Source organism: Micromonospora sp. NPDC002389 (assembly GCF_040296095.1).
Lineage (GTDB): Bacteria > Actinomycetota > Actinomycetes > Mycobacteriales > Micromonosporaceae > Micromonospora.
In genome coordinates this window covers 1-19,399 of record NZ_JBEOWP010000007.1, presented here as the reverse complement: position 1 = coordinate 19,399, position 19,399 = coordinate 1, and the positions used below count along the sequence as shown (strand labels likewise).

The 19,399-nt window shown below is 72.0% G+C and carries 16 protein-coding genes; 5 read left to right on the top strand and 11 right to left on the bottom strand.

Annotated elements, in window-relative coordinates; genetic code table 11:
* Nucleotides 1–37 precede the first annotated feature (37 nt).
* From ABT008_RS15175 to ABT008_RS15155, 5 genes are all read right to left on the bottom strand, one after another.
* The gene (locus ABT008_RS15175; protein ID WP_350696824.1) at nt 38–832 is read right to left on the bottom strand and encodes an IclR family transcriptional regulator; all 795 of its coding nucleotides are present in this window, start codon (nt 830–832) and stop codon (nt 38–40) included.
* A gap of 24 nt (nt 833–856) precedes the next feature.
* Complete coding sequence (locus ABT008_RS15170; RefSeq protein ID WP_350696823.1) at nt 857–1,816, bottom strand: PDR/VanB family oxidoreductase; 960 nt, start codon at nt 1,814–1,816, stop codon at nt 857–859.
* Nucleotides 1,813–2,031, bottom strand: coding sequence for a hypothetical protein (locus ABT008_RS15165; RefSeq protein ID WP_350696822.1), 219 nt, complete (start codon nt 2,029–2,031; stop codon nt 1,813–1,815). The genes ABT008_RS15170 and ABT008_RS15165 overlap by 4 nt, the downstream gene beginning before the upstream one ends.
* Complete coding sequence (locus ABT008_RS15160) at nt 2,028–3,071, bottom strand: aromatic ring-hydroxylating dioxygenase subunit alpha (protein ID WP_350696821.1); 1,044 nt, start codon at nt 3,069–3,071, stop codon at nt 2,028–2,030. Before ABT008_RS15160 ends, ABT008_RS15165 begins: the two co-directional genes overlap by 4 nt.
* Nucleotides 3,072–3,144: 73 nt before the next feature.
* Complete coding sequence (locus ABT008_RS15155) at nt 3,145–3,891, bottom strand: FadR/GntR family transcriptional regulator (RefSeq protein WP_350696820.1); 747 nt, start codon at nt 3,889–3,891, stop codon at nt 3,145–3,147.
* 357 nt (nt 3,892–4,248) lie between these two features.
* Between ABT008_RS15155 and ABT008_RS15150 the strand changes: the two genes are divergently transcribed.
* The gene (locus tag ABT008_RS15150) at nt 4,249–5,835 is read left to right on the top strand and encodes an alpha/beta hydrolase-fold protein (protein ID WP_350696819.1); all 1,587 of its coding nucleotides are present in this window, start codon (nt 4,249–4,251) and stop codon (nt 5,833–5,835) included.
* Between the two features lie 87 nt (nt 5,836–5,922).
* Here ABT008_RS15150 and ABT008_RS15145 read toward each other — a convergent pair whose 3' ends face one another.
* From ABT008_RS15145 to ABT008_RS15135, 3 genes are read right to left on the bottom strand one after another with little or no spacing between them, the layout of a single operon-like run.
* Nucleotides 5,923–6,999 carry a zinc-binding dehydrogenase gene (locus ABT008_RS15145; RefSeq protein ID WP_350696818.1) on the bottom strand — a complete coding sequence of 359 codons (1,077 nt, stop codon included), beginning with the start codon at nt 6,997–6,999 and terminating at the stop codon, nt 5,923–5,925.
* Nucleotides 6,996–8,414, bottom strand: coding sequence for an aldehyde dehydrogenase family protein (locus ABT008_RS15140; protein WP_350696817.1), 1,419 nt, complete (start codon nt 8,412–8,414; stop codon nt 6,996–6,998). The genes ABT008_RS15145 and ABT008_RS15140 overlap by 4 nt, the downstream gene beginning before the upstream one ends.
* 37 nt (nt 8,415–8,451) lie before the next feature.
* Entirely contained in the window at nt 8,452–9,117 is a 666-nt protein-coding gene (locus ABT008_RS15135; protein WP_350696816.1) for a TetR/AcrR family transcriptional regulator, read from the bottom strand.
* Between the two features lie 130 nt (nt 9,118–9,247).
* Here ABT008_RS15135 and ABT008_RS15130 point away from each other — a divergent pair, with 130 nt between their 5' ends.
* The 3 genes from ABT008_RS15130 to ABT008_RS15120 all read left to right on the top strand — a co-directional run bounded on the left by ABT008_RS15130 (nt 9,248) and on the right by ABT008_RS15120 (nt 12,257).
* The gene (locus ABT008_RS15130) at nt 9,248–10,423 is read left to right on the top strand and encodes an acyl-CoA dehydrogenase family protein (protein ID WP_350696815.1); all 1,176 of its coding nucleotides are present in this window, start codon (nt 9,248–9,250) and stop codon (nt 10,421–10,423) included.
* Between the two features lie 17 nt (nt 10,424–10,440).
* The gene (locus ABT008_RS15125; protein WP_350696814.1) at nt 10,441–11,622 is read left to right on the top strand and encodes a macrolide family glycosyltransferase; all 1,182 of its coding nucleotides are present in this window, start codon (nt 10,441–10,443) and stop codon (nt 11,620–11,622) included.
* A 137-nt stretch (nt 11,623–11,759) separates the two neighbouring features.
* Entirely contained in the window at nt 11,760–12,257 is a 498-nt protein-coding gene (locus ABT008_RS15120) for a GNAT family N-acetyltransferase (RefSeq protein ID WP_350696813.1), read from the top strand.
* Nucleotides 12,258–12,316: 59 nt separating this feature from the next.
* On the opposite strand, the gene ABT008_RS15115 is transcribed toward ABT008_RS15120, so the two are convergent.
* The 3 genes from ABT008_RS15115 to ABT008_RS15105 form a co-directional block, all read right to left on the bottom strand.
* On the bottom strand, nt 12,317–14,179 hold the full coding sequence (locus tag ABT008_RS15115) for a pectate lyase-like domain-containing protein (protein WP_350696812.1): 1,863 nt from the start codon (nt 14,177–14,179) through the stop codon (nt 12,317–12,319).
* 238 nt (nt 14,180–14,417) lie between these two features.
* Entirely contained in the window at nt 14,418–15,878 is a 1,461-nt protein-coding gene (locus tag ABT008_RS15110) for a PepSY-associated TM helix domain-containing protein (RefSeq protein WP_350696811.1), read from the bottom strand.
* A gap of 97 nt (nt 15,879–15,975) precedes the next feature.
* On the bottom strand, nt 15,976–16,974 hold the full coding sequence (locus ABT008_RS15105) for a helix-turn-helix transcriptional regulator (protein ID WP_350696810.1): 999 nt from the start codon (nt 16,972–16,974) through the stop codon (nt 15,976–15,978).
* A gap of 63 nt (nt 16,975–17,037) precedes the next feature.
* Here ABT008_RS15105 and ABT008_RS15100 point away from each other — a divergent pair, with 63 nt between their 5' ends.
* Nucleotides 17,038–18,234 (top strand): epoxide hydrolase family protein, encoded by a 1,197-nt coding sequence (locus ABT008_RS15100; protein ID WP_350696809.1) that lies wholly within the window; start codon nt 17,038–17,040, stop codon nt 18,232–18,234.
* Nucleotides 18,235–19,399 lie beyond the last annotated feature (1,165 nt).

Genomic DNA, 19,399 nt, shown 5'->3' with positions numbered 1-19,399 from the left:
GACGGGCCGGGGAGGGGAGAACACGCACCCGGACAAGCTACTGCGTACGGGGACGTCGGGGTAACGGCCCCGGCCGGGTCGACGCGGACGGGCGACCCAGCGCGCGGGAGACCACCCGCCCGGCCGCCTGCACCAGCGGCGCCAGCGCCAGCGGATCGGCCCGGTCGTACGCCACCACCAGCGAGATCGCCGCCACCACCCCGTCCGGCCCGGCGATCGGCGCGGCGACGGAGAGGGCGTCCATGGTGACCTGCCGGTCGCTGATCGCGTACCCGGCGCGGCGGACCTCGGCGAGCTGGCGGCGCAACCGCACCGGATCGGTGACGGTCAGCTCGGTGTACCGCGTCAGCGGCGCGGCGAGGACCCGCTCCTGCACCTGCGCCGGTGCGTGCGCCAGCAGCACCAGCCCGACACCGGTGGCGTGCAACGCGAAGCGGCCGCCGACCCGGGTGAGCACCGGCACCGCGTGCCGTCCGGCGATCCGCTCGATGAAGACGAGTTCGAGGTCCTGCCGGACGGCGAGCTGGACGTTCTCGTGGGTCACCTCGTACAGGTCCTCCAGCACCGGCAGCGCCAGCTCGCGCAGCCCCAGCCCGCGCGGCGCCAGCGAACCGATCTCCCACAGGCGCAGCCCGACCCGATAGCGGGCGTCGTCACCCCGTTCCAGCGCGCCCCAGGCCACCAGTTCGGCGACCCGGCGGTACGCGGTGGGCAGCGGCAGCTCGGCCCGCCGGGCCAGCTCGCTCAGGGTCAGCGCCGGCTCGCCGGGGCTGAACGCGTCGAGCAGCGCCAGCACCTTGCTGGTGACCGAGCGCCCGGGCCGTGCCTGCACCCCGCCATCATCCCCGTAGACCGGTCACAGCTCCAGCACGAGCCGCCGGGTACGCGCCCGGGACACGCAGATCAGCATGGTGTCCCCGGCGGCCCGTTCCTCCTCGGTGAGCAGGCTGTCGCGGTGCTCCGGCACACCGTCGAGCACGGTGGTCTCGCAGGTGCCGCAGGTGCCCTCGCGGCAGGAGGAGAGCACCTGCGTACCGGCCTGCTCCAGGGCGGCCAGGATCGAGGTCTCCGGCGGCACGTGCACGGTCCGGCCGGAGAGCGCGAGCTCGACCTCGACGGCCTGTGCGCCCGTACCGGCCGGTGCGCCCGTACCACCGGCCTGCGCCGTCGGGGCGAACCGCTCGACGTGCAGCCGACCGGGCGGCCACGCTCGGCAGCGCTGCTGCACCGCGTCGATCAGCCCCTCCGGCCCGCAGCAGTAGACGACCGCGTCGTCCGCGTCGCCGATCAGCGCGTCCAGGTCGAGCAGGCCCGTCTCGTCCTGCGGATGAAGCCGCACCCGGTCGCCGTACGTCTGCCGCAGGTCGGTGGCGAAGGCCATCGTGCTGCGGCTGCGTCCGCCGTACACCAGTCGCCAGTCGGCACCGGCGGCGTCGGCGGCGGCGACCATCGGCCGGATCGGGGTGATGCCGATGCCTCCGGCGAGGAAGAGGTAGCGGTCGGCCTCGACCAGCCGGAAGGCGTTGCGCGGCCCGACCACCCGGACCGTCGCGCCAGGCAGCAGGCGTTCGTGCACGTGCCGGGAACCGCCGCGCCCGTCCGGTGCCAGGTGCACCGCCACCTGCAGCGCGGTGCGGTCGGCCGGGTCGCCGCAGAGCGAGTACTGGCGCACGAGTCCCGGTCCCAGGTCCAGGTCGACGTGCGCGCCCGGGGTCCAGCCCGGCACCTCGCCACCGTCCGGGCGGCACAGGGTCAGCACCACCACGCCGGTGGCCACCGCCTCGCGGCGGGCGACCACCAGCGTCGTCGGCGTCATGCCGGCACCACGGCCCGCTGCGGCGGGGACGGTGCGGTCGCCGCCGGTGGCCGGTGGTCCTCGGGGTGGGCGAGCAGCCACTCCCACAACTGCACCGGCTCCTCGGCGATCCGTTCGGCGCCGCAGTGGCAGGTGCCGCGCAGCGTGTCGGTGCCCGGCAGCCAGTGGATCCGGTAGACCCGGTCGCCGGTGAGCCCGCCGGCCGGCGCGGTCACCGGGGCGCCTCCACCGTGGACGACTCGACCATCCGGGCGAGCAGTCGTCGGGCGGCCAGCCCACCGGTGTCGATGTTGATGCTCAGTTCCTGGTACCGCTCCGGCTCGCCGGCGATCACCCGCTCCAGGATGTTCAGGGCGGTGACGTCCTGCATGACCACGGTGTGGTTGCTCTGGTGCAGGTACTCGCTGACCGACTCGTCGTCGACGGCGAAGTCCCGGGCGACCGCCCAGAAGTCGTACGTGGTGTGCTCGGTCGACGGGGTGATGGCGTACACGATCTCGGCGTGGAACGCCTGGTCGTCGTCGCCCTGGGCCGGTGGGTAGACGCCCTGCGGGGCGATCCGGCTGTGCAGCAGGTACAGGCAGGGCGGGTGGTACTCGATGTCCTGCCAGCGGGTGATCCGGCCCTGGATACCGGTCGAGCGGGCATAGAAGGGCGGGCACGCCGCGTCGTCCATGTGCCGGCTGACGTAGACGACGCCGCGATCCTCGTCCACCTCGGTCGTGATCGGGGTGTCCGCCACCTCGGGTGTGCCGATGTAGCCACCGTGCAGGTAGGTCTCGTGGGACAGGTCCATCAGGTTGTCCACCAGCAGGCCGTACCGGGCGTCCAACGGCGCCATGCCGCGTACCGTCGTGTAGCGCGGGTCGCCGAGCCAGGGCGCTCGGGGGATGGTGGACGCGTCGGCCCGGTCCCGGTCGCCGATCCAGACCCAGACCAGGGTGTCCTGCTCAACGACCGGGTACGCGGCCACCCGCGCGGTCCGGGGGATGCGCTGCTGCCCGGGTACGAAGACGCAGGCGCCGCTCGGGTCGTAGGTGAAGCCGTGGTAGCCGCAGACCACGGTGTCCCCGTCGAGGCGGCTCTCCGACAGCGGGTAGCGCCGGTGCACACACCGGTCGGCGAGCGCCACCGCCGTGCCGGACTCGGTGCGGTACAACACGAGCGGCTCACCCAGCACGGTACGGGCGAGCAGGTCCCGCCCGACCTCGGTGCTGAACGCAGCCACGTACCACTGGTTCCGTGCGAACGGCATCCGGACCTCCTGTCGACGTACGACGGTCAGTCGGATGGTCCCGGGCGCGGCCCGCCGGTCGGGAGTCGCCTTCTCACTCAGTGAAAGTCGGGGCGGTCGCGTCGGCCGTGCCGATCGCGTCGCGTACCTCCTCGACGAGTTCCCGCATGGCGGTCTCGGCGCCCCGGGCGTCCTCGGCCGCGACCGTGTTGGCGACCTGCTCGTGCAGGTCCAGGGCGACCGGTCGGGGGCACTTGGGCATCAGCCCGTGTTCGGTCCGGCCGGCGAGCACCTCGGCGATCACCCCGGTCAGCGCGGTGAACATCTCGTTGAGGCAGGCCTGGAGCAGCAGCGCGTGGAACTCGACGTCGGCGGCGAGGAACGCGTCGAGTTCACCGGCCTCGCCGAGTTGCCGCATCCGGGCGGCCAACGCGCGCAGCCGCTGTCGCTCCTCGGCGGTGGCGTGCCGGGCTGCCCCGGCGGCGGCGAGTGGTTCGACCGCCACCCGCAGGTCGGTGAGCGTCCGCAACTGCGCGGCGCGGCCGGGCCCTTCGAGCCGCCAGCGGATCACGCGCGGGTCGAGCACCCGCCACCGGTGCATCGGCTGGACCACCAGGCCGACCCGGCGACGGGAGGCCACCAGGTGCAACGACTCCAGGATCCGCATCGCCTCCCGCATCACGGTGCGCGAGACGCCGAAGCGTTGCTGCAACTGCTCCAGGGTGAGCGCCTGTCCGGCGACGTGCCGACCGCTGGTGATCTCCAACCCGAGGGCGTCGAGCACGGCGTCGTGCAGCACCGGCGCTGCGGCCCGCGCCGCGTCGCGTGTCGCCTCGCCCATCAAGGTTCCCCGATCACTCGCCTGCGGAGAGACTAGCGCGCCGCGTACCGCCGGCCAGGTCGGCGCGGGGCGGATCGGCGGCAAAAGGTGCCACCAATGTGTTTACAAAGATATCACCTTTGTGTGACGATCACGTTAATCAGCAGGTGGCGCCGCACGACGGGCCCGGTGCGACCCCGCACCGCACCGGGATCGGAGCGCCCTGGCCGCCGTCCGGCCCGTGCCGGTCCTCATCGGACCGTCACGGACCGGTCACACACCAGGGGAGCGACGGACTCGTCCGCACCCACCACTGGTCGTCCGTACCGCACCCCCGGGAACGAACCGGTCGACCAGCCGATGAAGGGAAACGCACACATGCCCGTTGCTCATCCTCGACCCGCGCCGACCCGCCGGCTGCGCCGCGCGCTGGCCGTCTCGGCCGTCGCCGGGCTGACGGTCGCCTCCGGAGCCCTCGCGGCTCCCGCGGCGTCCGCGGCCACCGCCGCCGACCTCGGACCGAAGGTCGTGCAGACCAACCAGGCCCCCACCGGCCACTCGGTCACCTTCCGCTACCAGGCGCCCGCCGGGGTGCAGTCGGTCCAGATCTACGGTGAGTGGTGGTTCTCCCAGCCCGAAAGCGTGACCTGCGTGGGCTGCGGTGACGCCCGGACCGGCGCGCAGTGGCAGCCCGGCGACATCCTCGCCGACCCGTGGCGTCCGCTGCCGATGCAGCAGGGACGCGACGGGGTGTGGACGTTCACCACCCCGCTGCCCTCCGGCACCTTCCGGTACGCGTTCACCCACGACTGCGACAGCCCGACGGCCAGCGGCTGCACGCTGCACCCCGACCCGGCCAACCCGCTGGAGGTCACGCCGCACGCGACCGCGCCGGGTGCGCTGCTCAGCCGGGTCTACGTGCCGAACAGCAAGCGCTTCCCCACCTACGACAACAGCTACCAGGCGCCGGTCGACCGCAAGAAGGCGGGCAAGCTGGAGCAGCGCTGGTACGACTCGCCGCTGTCCACCAACCCGGTGGGCAAGCACGACGTGGTGGTCTACCTGCCGCACGGCTACGACGCCAAGCGCGCCACCCCGTACCCGACGCTCTACCTCAGCCACGGCGGCGGCGGCAACGCCACCGACTGGACCATGGAGGGCGTGGCCCACGAGATCCTGGAGAACGCGATCCGGGACCGCAAGGCACTGCCGATGGTGATCGTCTCGACCGACTTCAACGGCCTGCCGAACGGGAACCAGGGCTACGTCGACGAGCTGCGGAACAACGTCATCCCGTTCGTGGAGAAGAACTACCACGTCTCCACCCGCGCCCAGGACCGCGCCTTCGGCGGCCTCTCCGCCGGTGGCGCCCGCGCCATCACGCTGCTGTACGACAACACCGACCTGGTCGGCTACCACGGTGCGTGGGGCGCGGCCGGCGGTGCGGTGAACCCCTCCGCCGAGCAGGTGGCGCGGATGAAGGCCGTGTCCGGCGGCATCCACGTCGGCACCGGTCTCCAGGACTGGCTGATCAACATCGCGCCCGACTCGGTCGCCCGCACCGAGAACTGGCGTGCGGCCGGCGTCGAGGTGACCGAGTTCAACATCGACGGTGTGCACGTCTGGGACGTGTGGCGGCAGATGCTCAACGACTACCTGCGGACCGTCGCGTTCCGGAGCACCACCGTCGACCTGGACGTCGAGTCGATCCGGGCCGGCAACTCGCACCGGTACCGCATCATCGCGACCGCCGAGGTCGCCTCGGTGACCACCAGCGACCGCAAGCCCTCCGGCAAGGTCGACTTCTACGCGGGCGACAAGCGCCTCGGGTCGGCGACCGTGCGCAACGGCGTCGCCGAGTTCAAGGGCAACGTCAGCGGCCCGCTGACCGAGCCGGTGACCGCCCGCTACCAGGGCGACAGCCTCTACAACACCGCGCAGAGCAGCCCGGCGCAGGCCGGCTGACCGCAGCCACGAGACCGGTCCGTGGTGGCACTCCTCCGAGGGGTGCCACCACGGACCGTCGTCGTACCGGCCGCGCGGCCGTCGCCGTCAGTCGAACTCGACGACCGTCCGGGCGCCCTCGCCCCGGGCCATCCGGGCGAACGCCGCCGGTACCTCGTCGAGGGTGGCCCGGTCGGTGACCAGGTAGCTCAGATCGAGCGTGCCATCGAGTACCGCACGCGCCAGCTCCGGCACGTCCCGGTCGGGGTCGGAGGATCCGTAGACCGAGGAGCGCAGCGTCCGCGCAGAGTGGAAGATGTCCAACGCGCTCAGGCCGACGATGTCCTCCTTGCCGCCCATCCCCACCACGACGACCTGTCCGCCCCGGCGGGTGCTCTGCCAGGCGCTGCGGATGGTGGCGGAGCGCCCCACGCACTCCACCGCGTGGTCCACGCCCCGACCGCCGGTCAGCCCCCGGACCGCGCGGACCAACGAGTCGTCCGCGAGCAGGAAGTCGGTGGCGCCCGCAGCGGCGGCCAACTCGGCCTTGGCGGGGGCGATATCCACCCCGATCACGACTGCGGCCCCGGCCGCGCGGGCGGCGGCCACCGCCGACAGCCCGACCCCGCCGAGACCGATCACCGCGACCGAGTCGCCGACGGCCACCCGCGCGGTACGCCGCACCGCGCCGACCCCGGTGAGCACCGCGCAGCCGAGCAGCGCCGCCGCCGGGAACGGCAGCTCCGACGGCACCGCCACGGCGGCCTCCTGCGGCACCAGCACCTGATCGGCGAGCGCCCCCAGACCGAGCGTCACGTGCAGCGGCCGACCGTCCACGGTGTGTCCTCGGGCCACGGCGGGTGCGCCGTTGCGCCGGCACAGCCAGGGCTCGTCGCGTCGGCAGAACCAACAGGACCGGCACGCCGGTGCCCAGTTGAGCACCACGTGGTCCCCGGGGGCGACCCGGTCCACGCCGTCGCCGACCTCCTCCACCACGCCGGCCGCCTCGTGTCCGAGCAGCAGCGGGTACGGCGCGGCCAGGGTGCCGTTCGCCATGGACAGGTCGGAGTGACACACGCCGGAGGCCCGGATGCGGACTCGTACCTGCCCGGGGCCGGTCTCGGGCAGCTCGACCGGCTCGACCCGCAGCGGCGCGTCGGCGGCCCGGGCCACCACGCCCCTCACCGTTGGATCGCCTTGATCTCGCAGAACTCCGCCAGCCCGTGGCTGCCCAACTCGCGCCCGAGACCGGACTGCTTGTATCCGCCGAACGGGGCCATCGGGTTGAACGGCGCGCCGTTGATGTCGACGGCACCGGTCCGTAGCCGCCGGGCCACCCGCAGCGCCCGTTCCTCGTCGGCGGACCAGACCGCGCCGGCCAACCCGTAGCGGGAGTTGTTGGCCACGGTCACCGCGTGGTCGTCGTCGTCGACCGGGATCACCGCCAGCACCGGCCCGAAGACCTCCTCCTGGGCCAGGGCGCTGTCCGGGTCGACGTCGGCGATCACCGTCGGGGCGACGAAGAAGCCCCGGTCCGGCACCGGTGCGTCCGGCCCACCGGCGACCAGCCGGCCACCGTCGGCCAGCCCCCGGGCGACGTGCTCGCGGACCCGGTCCCGCTGCTGCGCCGAGACCAGCGGACCGAGGCGGGTGGCCGGTTCGAGGGGGTCGCCGAGCTGGTAGCCCTCGGCGGCCTTGGCCACCAGGTCCAGGGCCTCGTCGTAACGGGCCCGCTGCACCAGCATCCGGGTCCACGCGGTGCAGGTCTGGCCCGAGTTGAGGAAGGCGTTGCCGACACCGACCTTGACGGCGGTGGCCAGGTCGGCGTCGTCGAGGACCACGTTTGCGGACTTGCCGCCCAGCTCCAGCGCGACCCGGGCGATCCGGTCGGCGGCCAGGTGCGCGACGCGCCGACCGGTGGCGGTCGAGCCGGTGAAGGAGACCAGGTCCACGTCGGGGTGCGCGGCGATGGCCTCGCCCACCACCGGACCGGTGCCGGTGACCAGGTTGACCACGCCCGGCGGCAGGCCGGCGGCGTGCACCGCGTCGAAGAGCAGGTACGCCGTCAGCGGTGTCAGCTCGCTCGGCTTGAGCACCACCGTGCACCCGGCGGCCAGCGCCGGCGCGAGTTTGGCCACGATCTGGTGCAGCGGATAGTTCCACGGGGTGATCGCGCCGACCACGCCCACCGGCTCCCGCACCACGAGCGAGTTGCCGACGGTCTCCGGCACGGGCGGCCGGGCGGCGAGGTCGACGTAGCTGCGCAGCACGGTCAGCGGTAGGCCGGTCTGTACCCGGGTGGCGACCTTGAGCGGGGTGCCGAGTTCCCGCACGACGGTGCGGGCGATGTCGTAGGCGCGGGCGGTCAGCTCGGCGTGCAGCCGGTCGAGGTGGGCGGCCCGGTCCGCCGGGTCGGTCGCCGACCAGCTCCCGAACGCCGCGCGGGCGGCGGCCACCGCCCGGTCCACGTCCTCGGCGGTGCCGGCCGGTACCGTCGCGACGACCTCCTCGGTCGTCGGGTCGTGCACCTCCAGCGACTCTCCGCCGCCCGGCGTGACCCAGCGCCCGTCCAGGTAGAAGTCGGTCCGTACGAGATCCATGCGGCCCTCACCTCGCCTAGCAGTGGAAGTTTCGACCCTAGTACGCCTCGTCGCCCGGCGGGAGGGGTGACAGCGGGCCGACCGTGCGTTCGTAGCTGCCGGACAACCCCTCGAGCAGGGCGTCCAGGCCCAGCGTGAAGGCGCCCTCGTCGACCTGCTGCTGGTGCTCGGCGAGCCGGTGCGCCTGGCTCAGGTGCGGGTACTGGTCGGCGTAGAGGCTCGGGTCCTCGACGAAGCCCCGGGCGAACGAGCCGAGCGCCGAGCCGGTGACGAAGTACCGCATCAGCGCGCCGATGTGGGTGGCCCGGGCAGGTGGCCAGCCCGCCGTGACGAGTGCGCCGTAGACGGTGTCGGCCATCGCCAGCGCGGCCGGTCGGCGTCCGGGTCCCTGTGCCAGGTGCGGCACGATGTTCGGGTGGGCGGCCAGGGCCGCGCGGTAGGTGTGGCCCCACCGGCGTAGCGCCACCCGCCAGTCGACCGTGCCGAAGTACGAGACGTCCACCTGGCCGGTGATGCTGTCGGCCACCGCGTCGAGGATCGCGTCCTTGGTGGCGAAGTGGTTGTAGAGCGAGGGTCCCCGGACGCCGAGTTCGGCGGCGAGGCGACGGGTGGAGAAGCCGGCCAGCCCGTCGGCGTCGATCAGCGCCACCGCGGCCTCGACGATCCGCTCCCGGCTGAGCAGCGCCTGTCGTGGCCGGGGCATGGGCTTCCTCCTCGGGTCGGTGCTCTGTGGCGGAACTCTGCCACATCGCAGGTCTGGACAGCCGAAAACTTGCAGCGCTAGTTTAAACGCAGAGACCTCATCAGCCCCACCGGAAAGGACGGGTGAGCACATGGACTTCGGACTGTCCGACGAGGAACGGGCCATCCGCGACACCGCCCGCGACTTCATCGCCCGCGAGGTCATGCCGCTGGAGCAGGAGCTGCTGCGCCGGGAACGGGCCCACCAACCCGGCCTGGAACGCGCCGAGCTGCGCGAGTTGCAGCTCAAGGCACGTACCTTCGGCTTCTGGGGGCTGGCCACCCCGCAGCGGTACGGCGGCATGGAGTTGCCCGCCGTCGTCCAGTCGCTGATCTGGACCGAGATCGGCCGTACGTTCGTGCCGTTCCGGTTCGGCGGCGAGGCCGACAACATCCTCTTCCACGCCACCGACGAGCAGCAGAAGGAGTTCCTGCTGCCGACCATCGAGGGGGAGCGGCTCTCCTGCTTCGCCATCACCGAGCCGGGCGCCGGATCGGACGCTGCCAACATCCGGTTCCGCGCGCGCCGCGACGGTGACGACTGGATCCTCAACGGCGAGAAGACCTTCATCACCGGCGGCAACGAGGCCGACTTCGCCATCGTCATCGCGGTCACCGACCCCGAGCGGGGTGCCCGCAACGGCGGAGCGACCGCGTTCCTGGTGGACCGGGCGATGGGCTGGCGGTCGGAGTTCATCCCGACGATGGGCGAGGGTGGGCCGGCGTCGCTGGTCTTCGACGACGTACGCGTGCCGCACCGCAACATCCTCGGCGAGATCGGTCAGGGCTTCGCCCTCGGCATGGAGTGGATCGGCAAGGGGCGGTACACCATCCCCTCGCACGCCGTCGGCATCGCCGAGCGGGCGCTGCGGATGGCGATCGAGCACGCCAACACGCGGGAGACCTTCGGCACCAAGATCGGCGCCAACCAGGCCATCCAGTGGATGATCGCCGACTCGGAGACCGAGCTGGAGGCGGCCCGGTGGCTGATCCTGCGTGCCGCCTGGACGGTCGACGCGGGCCTGGACCCACGGCACGCCTCCTCGATGGCGAAGCTCTACGGCGCCGGCATGGTCAACCGGGTGGTGGACCGGGTGCTCCAGATCCACGGCGGCATGGGCTACACCCGGGAGCTGCCGATCGAACGCTGGTACCGGCAGGTGCGGCTGTACCGGATCTTCGAGGGCACCGACGAGATGCAGCGGCTGATCATCGCCCGCGACCTGCTGCGCGGCTACACGAAAATCGGCGGGCATCTGGCCGGATAGTCGTCAGAATCGTCGGCATGCCCGCTCGTCACATCGCCATGATCGGCAGCACCGCGCCGAGTCACGTCTATCCCTCGCTGGCCCTGATCCGGGAACTCGTCGACCGGGGCCACCGGGTCACGTACGCCGTCGGCGCACCGCTGACCGACCTGGTCGCGTCCACCGGCGCGGAGCCGCTCGCCCATCCGACGATCCTGCCGCAGGGCGACACCGCCTGGCCGGACGACCCGGGTACGGCGATGCGGGTCTTCCTCGACGAGGCCGTGGCGGTGCTGCCCCGGCTGACCGCCCGCTACGACGAGGACCGACCGGACCTCGTGCTGTACGACATCGGCGGGCTGGCGGGGCCGTTGCTCGGTGCCCGGTACGGCGTACCGGCCGTGCAACTGTCGCCAGCGATGGTCGCCTGGGACGGCTACGACGAGGACATGGCGGAGTTCTACACCGCACTGCGTGCCTCGGAGTCCGGGCGCGACTACTACGCCACGCTGGAGCGCTGGCTCGCCGACAACGGCGTCCAGCAGGACGGGCACGCGTACCTGAGCCGCCCGCCGCACGTCCTCGCGCTGATCCCGGAGGTGATGCAGCCGAACGCCGACCGGGTGCCCCGGCAGCGGGTACGTTTCGTCGGCCCCTGCCTCGACCCCGCCCGGCTCACCGAACCGGGCTGGACGCCACCGGCCGACGTGCGGCCGGTGCTGCTGGTCTCGTTCGGCACCGCGTACAACGACCAGATGCCGGTCTATCGCGCGTGTCTGGACGGGTTCGCCGACTCCCGCTGGCACGTGGTGCTCGCCGTCGGCGACAAGGTGGACCCCGCCGCGTTGGGGCAACTGCCGGACAACGTCGAGGTGCACCGCCGGGTCCCGCAGGTGGCGGTGCTGACGCACGCCTCGGCGTTCGTCACACACGCCGGGATGGGCGGCTGCACCGAGGCGCTCTGGTGCGGCGTACCCACGGTGGCGATCCCGCAGGCGGTGGACCAGTTCGCCAACGCCGACCGGCTGGTCGCGGCCGGGGTCGGCCGACTGCTGCCGGCCGAGGAGGTCACCGCGCAGACGCTGCGGACGGCGGTGGACGCGGTCGCCGACGACCCGGAACTGCGGCGTCGACTGGACACGGTCCGGTCCGAGGTGCAGGCGAACGGCGGCGTACGGTACGCGGCCGACGCGGTCGAGACCTTCCTCGCCCACCGCTGACGCTGTCGTGGCGCGCGTCTCATCGTGGCGCGCGTGTGATCATGGTGGCGCGTGCTTCATCGTGGCGGTGTGGCTGTTCCCGTGTCGGCGTGGCGAACAGCCACACTGCCACGATCAGCGGGGGCCGGGGGTTTTCAGTGGGTGACGTCGGGCTTCGGGCGATGCGGGTGGGGGACGCTGAGCGGGTGTTGGCGATCTACCAGGTCGGGTTGGACGGCGGGCAGGCCAGTTTCGAGACCGTCGCACCGAGCTGGGCCGCCTTCGACGCCGGTCGGCTGTCGGCGCACCGGCTGGTCGCGGTGGACGCCGACGATGTGGTGCTCGGCTGGATCGCGGTGTCGCCGACCTCGACCCGGGCGGTGTACGCCGGGGTGGTGGAGCACTCCGTCTACGTGGACCCGGCCGCCCAGGGGCGGGGCGTGGCCCGGCTGCTGCTCGACGGGCTGATCGCCTCGACCGAGGCGGCCGGTGTCTGGACCATCCAGTCCGGCGTCTTCCCGGAGAACGTCGCCAGCCTGGCGCTGCACCGGCGGGCCGGCTTCCGCGTCGTCGGCACCCGGGAACGGGTGGGCCGGCACCACGGCCGCTGGCGCGACGTCGTTCTCCTCGAACGCCGCAGTCCAGTCGTCCACTGATGTAAGGAGGGGTCCCCTGCTATGCACCAGGCGTTAGCAGGGGACCCCTCCTTACACTCCTACGGGTACTGGCGCAGATAGACCGGTGCGCCGACGCGCTCCATGTCGGCGGCCTCGCCCACCCCGTTGACCACGTGGTCGATGGTGCCGGCGCTGAGGTTCACCGTCATGATGTGGTGCAGCCGGACCCCCGGCCGCACCGGCACCTCGAACCCGTTCTCGGTCCGGATCGACGGGTTGTTCTGGTTGAACACGTACACGCCGCCGCCGTACAGAGTGTGGTGGCGTACCCGGTCGGCGACCTTGTAGCCGGCCCACCCGTTGACCGTGCCGTTCATCCAGTCCGCCTGCGTGGGCGGGTCGTACGGCAGCTCGTTCTGATAGAGGATCGTGGTGCCGTGCTCGCCGTTCCAGACGGTGTTGTACCGCTGGAAGTGCTCCACGAACAGGCCGGTGGCGGTGACGTGGTCGCCGTTGATGACCGCGCCGTACCGTCCGGTGTTGGTCCGCCAGCGGTCGGTGTCGCCGTTGACCCCCTCGGTGAAGCCCTCGACCCCGTGGTCCCCCCGCCACACCCAGGTGTGGTCGATCAGGACGTGGTCGCTGTTGACCTCCAGCGCGGTGTCGGTCTTGCCGATGTGCGGCCCGCCGATGCGGAAGTACACGTCGGAGAGCGTGGTCGGGTTCTTCGGCGTGCTGTGGTCGCGGCCGTGCTTGCGGCCGACGCGCAGCAGCACCGGCGACTCGGTGAGGCCGGCGTCGATGGTGACTCCGGCGACGACCACGCCGGGCACCCCGGCGACGTCGAGCGGTACGGCTCCCTTCACGGCGGTGAGCGTGGCGTGTCCGATGCCGAGCACGACCGTGTCGGGACGGCGCACCTCGATGCTGCGGGCCACGCCGTAGACGCCGGGGGTGAGCAGCAGGTGCTTGCCCCGGGCGAGCTGCGAGTTGATCGTCTGCACCGAGTCGGACGGCTTGGCGACGAAGAAGTCGCCGATCGGGATGGTGCGTCCCGGCGTCAGCCCGTTGGCCCAGGTGATGCCCCGGGTGTCCCGCCGGGCGGCGGGGACCCGGACCTGGTACTTGCCCTTGGCGTCGACGAACAGGTACGGCTTCTCTCGGCTGACCGGCGTGGTGTCCAGGGTGGTGTACGGCGGGTCGGGGAACCCGGCGTCGTCGGGCGCGCCCACCACACCGGAGAAGACCTGGTTCCACACCCCGTTGGACCAGCTCTCGACCTCGCTGTTGCGGGTCAGCCACTGCTGCTGCGAGCCGTTGGTGGTGGCCGGCAGCCGGGAGTCGGCGATGAAGCCGCCGCTGGCGTACTGCGGCCCGTTGGTGCAGTAGTCCATCAGCGACAGTCCGCCGCCGCTGATGTCCAGCCGGCGCATCGACACCGCCTGCGAGACCGCCCAGAAGTTGGCCGTGGCACGGCAGTCGTCCTGGCCGGTGGCGTTGATGCGCAGCGACAGGTTGGACAGCGTGCGCCAGAAGTTGACCAGTGCGATGCAGTTGCCGGTGCCCCCCTCGGTCAGGCACCGGTTGTACGCCTCGATCTTGCCGTTGATGACCACGTCGGTGGGGGAGGCGCCCAGACCGGAGATCTCGGTGTAGTAGCCGACCTTGATCTGGAGCGGCTGCGCCGCGCTGCCGTAGCTGCCCGGCCGGAACAGGTACGCGTGCCGGGTGGTGCCCATCTCGTTGTCGACCTGGGCGGCGTGCGCCGCGTCGAGGGTGGCCTGGATCCGGCTGACCGGCATGCTCGGGTCGAAGATCGTGACGTTCGGCCCGAAGTTCGGGGTGACCGGTCGGGGCGGGCCCGCGCCGGCCGGGGTGGTGATGGTGACGGCGGCGGTGGTCAGCACGAGGCCGAAGGCCAGCGCGCGACCGAGCCGCCGGCGGTGTGGTCGAGTCGGCATTCGTTCGTCCTTCCCGTCGGGGCGGCGCGATCTTCGGCCCGACGACGCGGTGGACCCTGTGAGAGCGCTCTCTCAGCGGGGCGGACTTGTATCACGGTGCGAAGAATCAGGGGTCGAGATGTTTCTACCCCGTAACCGCGCGGCGCGCCATGGTCGGGACGCATCGATTTCCGTGGGCGTCCACCACGTGGGCCCCGGGCGCCGTCCCGACCGGATTTCCCGGCCGGGACGGCACAGCTCACCGCGTGACGGGTGTCGCGGTCCGGCCGCGTCGCCGGGCCGCCAGCCCCAGGATGGTGTCGACGACCAGGAAGCCGAGCAGCGGAATACCGAACCACGGCAGCGCCCAGCCCGCCGCGACGGTCACCGGTACGCCGACCAGCAGCACCCACAGCGGCAGCCCGCGCAGACCGCCCCGGGCGGGTGGCGCCCCGACGAACGCCCGCCGGTCGGTGCGGGTGGGGCGGCGCTGCCACCACATCCGGTAGCCCCAGACGATGACGCAGAGCAGGCCGACGGCGAGCGCGGCGAGCAGCACCTGGTTGACCACACCGAAGAGCAGACCCATGTGCGCCTGTACGCCGAGCGCGCTCACCTGCGCCAACAGCGGCCAGTCGGCGAAGTCGAGACGGGCGGTCACCGTACCGTCGGCCGGGTCGACGGCGACCTGGTCGCGGCCCACCGGCCAGGTGTTGTCGGTCTGGCCGACCGCCCAGGCGCTGCCCGGCTCGCCCGGGATGATCTCGATCGGCCCGTCCAGACCGGCGGCGCGGGCGGCGGTCGCCACCCGGTCGAAGGTGGCCGGGTCGGCCGTCTCAGGCGGCGCCCCGCCGTGGTGGTGCTCGCCGCCTGCGTCGGCGGGTACGCCGGTCAGGCTGGTCGACAGCGCGGGACGGCCGGCGTCCAGCGCGTCCAGCCCGGCGGCGAAGTTCCCCCCGGCGAACCGGGACCAGGTCAGCCCGGTGGCGGAGAGCACGAGCAGGCCCACCGCGAGCCAGACGCCGAGCGTCGCGTGCCAGCTCCGGGTACGCCGGACCCCCTTGCCGGCGGAGATCTCCGGCACCAGCAGATGCTTCGCCCGGCCGCGTGCGCCGCGCCGACGCCACCACAGGACGATCCCTCCCAGCGCCAGCACCCACAGCCAGCTCGCGGCGATCTCGGAGTAGTGCCGTCCCAGGTCGCCGAGGTGCAGGTTGCGGTGCAGGTCGTCCAGCCAGGTGGTGGCGGGCGTGGACCCGAACCAGGTGGTCAACTGTCCCCGGACCTGCGCGGTGTACGGGTCGACGTAGACGGTGTGCTGCCTGTCGCCCAGCTCGGGCAGCGCGAACACCACCCGGGTGGTGTGCTCACCGCTGCCGGGGGAGACGCCGAACAGGCTGCCGTCCGGATGGGCGGCCCGTGCGGCGGTGATCTGCTCGGCCAGCGGCCTCGGCTGGTCGCCGACCGCGGCGACGGTCAGCTCGTCGCCGTAGAGGATGCGGTCCAGTTGCGGGGTGACGGTGTACGCCAGACCGGTCAGGGCGGCGACGACCAGGAACGGCGCGACCAGCACGCCCGCGTAGAAGTGCAGGCGAACCAGGAGCGCGGCCAGCGGTGAGAGACGTCGTTGCGCACGGGCGGGCGACGGCTCGGCGGCGGGCTGACCCGGGCCGGGCGTGGAGTCCGGTGTGGAGGCACCGGAGACTTCGGTCAGAGACATGGCTTTTCCGATCGGATGAGAAGGTCTTGCTGCGGACGCGCCCGTGCCCTTCGGGTCGGTGTTGCTGCCGTCGCCCGGTTGCCCGCCGCTCAGCCCTCTAGTCGGACGCCGGGCCGTCGCGGTTCCCGCCGTCGTCGCGGTCGTCGCCCGGCACGCCCCGGTGGCAACGATCGCCCAGTTCGCGCAGGGCGGTCACCAGCTCGGGCGGGCCGGGCACGGTGAAGTCGACGCCGAGCACCGCGATCATCCAGGCCAGGTCGGCGGCCGTCTCCGCGCCGAGGTGCAGCAGGCAGCGGCGCTCGTCGACCGCCTCCACCGCACCCATGCCCGGCCAGACCCGCTCGGCCACCACGGTGGCGGAGGCGTGCATGGTGACGGTGGTCCGGACCGGGTACGGCCCGGTGGACAGCGTCCGCGCCAGGTAGGCGCTCGCGTCCGCGTCGGGCAGCTCGCGGGCGACGAACCGGGGCCCGGTGGGCGTACGCGGACGCAGCCGGTCGACCCGGAACGAGCGCCAGTCCTCGCGGTCGACGTCCCAGGCGACGAGGTACCAGTACCGGCCCCAGCTCACCAGCGCGTGCGGCTCGACGGTGCGCCGGGACCGGACGCCGTGATGGCTGGTGTAGTCGAACCGCAGCCGCTCCCGCCGGTGACACGCGTCGGAGACGGCCACCAACACGTCCGGGGAGACCGTCGGACCGGGGCCCTCGGCGCGGACCGTGGCGCGGTGCAGGCCGCTGACCCGGTGCCGCAACCGGGACGGCAGCACCTGCTCCACCTTGTGCAGGGCGCGCAGCGCGGTCTCGCCGATGCCGCTGACCGCGCTGGCGGTGGCGGTCCGCAGCCCGATCGTCACGGCCACCGCCTCGTCGTCGTCGAGCAGCAGCGGCGGCAGCGCCGCCCCGGCGCCGAGCCGGTAGCCGCCGGTGCCCTGCGTGGCGTGCACCGGGTAGCCCAGCTCGCGGAGCCGGTCGACGTCGCGGCGCACGGTCCGCGCGGTCACCCCGAGCCGCGCCGCCAGCTCCGCGCCGGACCACTGGCGGTACGTCTGGAGCAGCGACAGCAACCGGAGCAGGCGTGCGGAGGGCGTCGACATGTGGTCGAGGATGCCACCGGCTTAGGACCGTAACTGACCTAACCGGCTCCTAGCGTCGACCACATGACCGACGACATCGTCCCGTTCCGCCTGGACGTCCCGCAGTCCCAGCTCGACGACCTGCACGCCCGGTTGGCCGCGACCCGCTGGCCCGAGCTGCCCGACGTCGGCTGGACCCGAGGCGTACCGGTGGATCACCTCCGGGACCTGGCCGAGCACTGGCGTACCCGCTACGACTGGCGCGCCCACGAGGCGGAGCTGAACACGCTCCCGCACCACCGCGCCGAGGTCGACGGGCAGCGGCTGCACTTCCTGCACGTACGCTCACCCGAGCCGGACGCCACCCCGCTGCTCCTGCTGCACGGCTGGCCGGGCTCGTTCCTGGAGTTCCTGGACACCGTCGGGCCGCTGACCGACCCCCGCGCGCACGGCGGCGACCCGGCGGACGCCTTCCACCTGGTGATCCCGTCACTGCCCGGCTTCGGCTTCTCCGCGCCACTGTCCGGGCCGGGCTGGGGCAGCGAGCGGATGGCCGGCGCGCTGGTCGAGCTGATGGACCGGCTCGGCTACGCCCGCTACGGGGTGCAGGGCGGCGACACCGGCTCGTACGTCGCCCCGGCGATCGGCCGGCTGGCCCCGGAGCGGGTGGTCGGCGTGCACCTCAACGCGCTGCTCACCTTCCCCTCCGGGGTCGAGGGCGAACTCGACGGACTCACCGACGTCGAGCAGGCCAGGCTGGACGCGCTGACCGCCTACAACGACGGGTACCTCCAGATCCAGGCGAAGTCACCGCACACGCTCGCGTACGGCCTGCACGACTCGCCGGTCGGCCAACTCGCCTGGATCGTGGAGATGTTCCACCGGCTGACCGACCGGCCCGCCGACGGACAACTCGACGACGTGATCGACCGGGACCGGCTGCTGACCAACGTCACCCTGTACTGGCTGACCGGCACGGCCGGCTCCGCCGCCCAGGTCTACTACGAGGACATCACCGCCGCCGGCTGGTCCGACGACGCGTACGGCGACGACGCCTCTGGGGACGACGCGGCGGGCGACTGGGGCGTCGGGGAGCGGTCCACGGTACCGACCGGGGTGCTGGTGTCCCGCTCCCGCGACGTCACCATCCGGCGACTCGCCGAACGCGACCACCACGTCGTGCACTGGGCCGAGTACGACACCGGCGGGCACTTCTTCGCTCTGGAGCAGCCGGACCTCTTCGTCGCCGACCTGCGCACGTTCTTCGGCGCACTGCGCTGATCGCGGGATTCACGCCTGCGGTCCGACCAGGCCGTTCCCGCCCGGAGTAGCCGATCGGCAGTAGCCCCCGTCCGTGTGGATGGGGGCTACTGCGGCGGGCCGACGTACAGCAGGGCGGGCCCTTTCGAGCTGAGAGCGGAAACGGATCGGGTAGGTGTCCAACGGCTACGGCTACGGCCATGTCGCACGTGTCCAGCGGTGCGATAGCGCAAACGGTTCAGCTCGACAGGCGCCGAAGGAGGTACCCGGGTCGAAGGGCCCGCATGCCGCGACGGCCGCCGTCGCCAGTCTCATTGACGGCATTCCCCTTGGCGTCCAACTGGTAACTTTCCAACCAGATCCAGCCGTCGAACGTCGTCCAGTCAAGAACCCTGATCACGCGGAAGTGAAGCGGCTTGGAAAACTGAGGACTCGCCTTCTGGGAGAGCAAGAGAAGATCTCCCGACCGAGGTGCGCCAGACGGTGATGGTCGCTGCGGACGCTTCGAGGCTGCGTCCGGCCGGCACTTCGAGCAGACGGCATACGTGTGCCCGTCGACAACGGACCACGCGAGTTGGACACGGAAAGGAACCTTTGACCCGACTTCAGGCAGTGCCACGATACGGCCGTTAAAGCCCGGACGGCTGCGCAGTCTGCGGCAGAGACGTGGGACAACGGTCGAGGTGCGGCACGTCGGGTGTGGCTGACCGGGGCCGGCTTACTCCCGGTCGCGCAACTCGGTCAGTGCGGGTAGGACCCGAGTATCGACTCCCGCAACTCGTCTAGCGGTGCTGAATTTCGCGTCTGTGGGATCAGCGCGCCCGCGCGCCGTTGTTCCGTTCTGGTATCGTCTCCGAACTGCCAATACATCGCCAACTTTCCGTTGCCGGCCACGAAACACATTAGGATCGATATCTCGTCCACGGGAATCCTTCTCGCCTCGGACTGATAGGGCGAATTGTCACACTGCATAACTCAGGGTCTTTGCGTAGTCGTTTGATGTGCGTCTGACCTGGCCGTATGTGGTGCCGCAGCCTGTGTGGAGGGTGATGCTGAACGGGTGTGGCCCATCGGTGATCATGGAGTTGCTGAGAGCGCGTTTCACATGTCTGTCAGTCGGGTGTGTTGAAGGTGCGACGTTGTTGGCGGGTGGCAGGACCGCCTCGGGTGAGGCGGCCGAGCATGC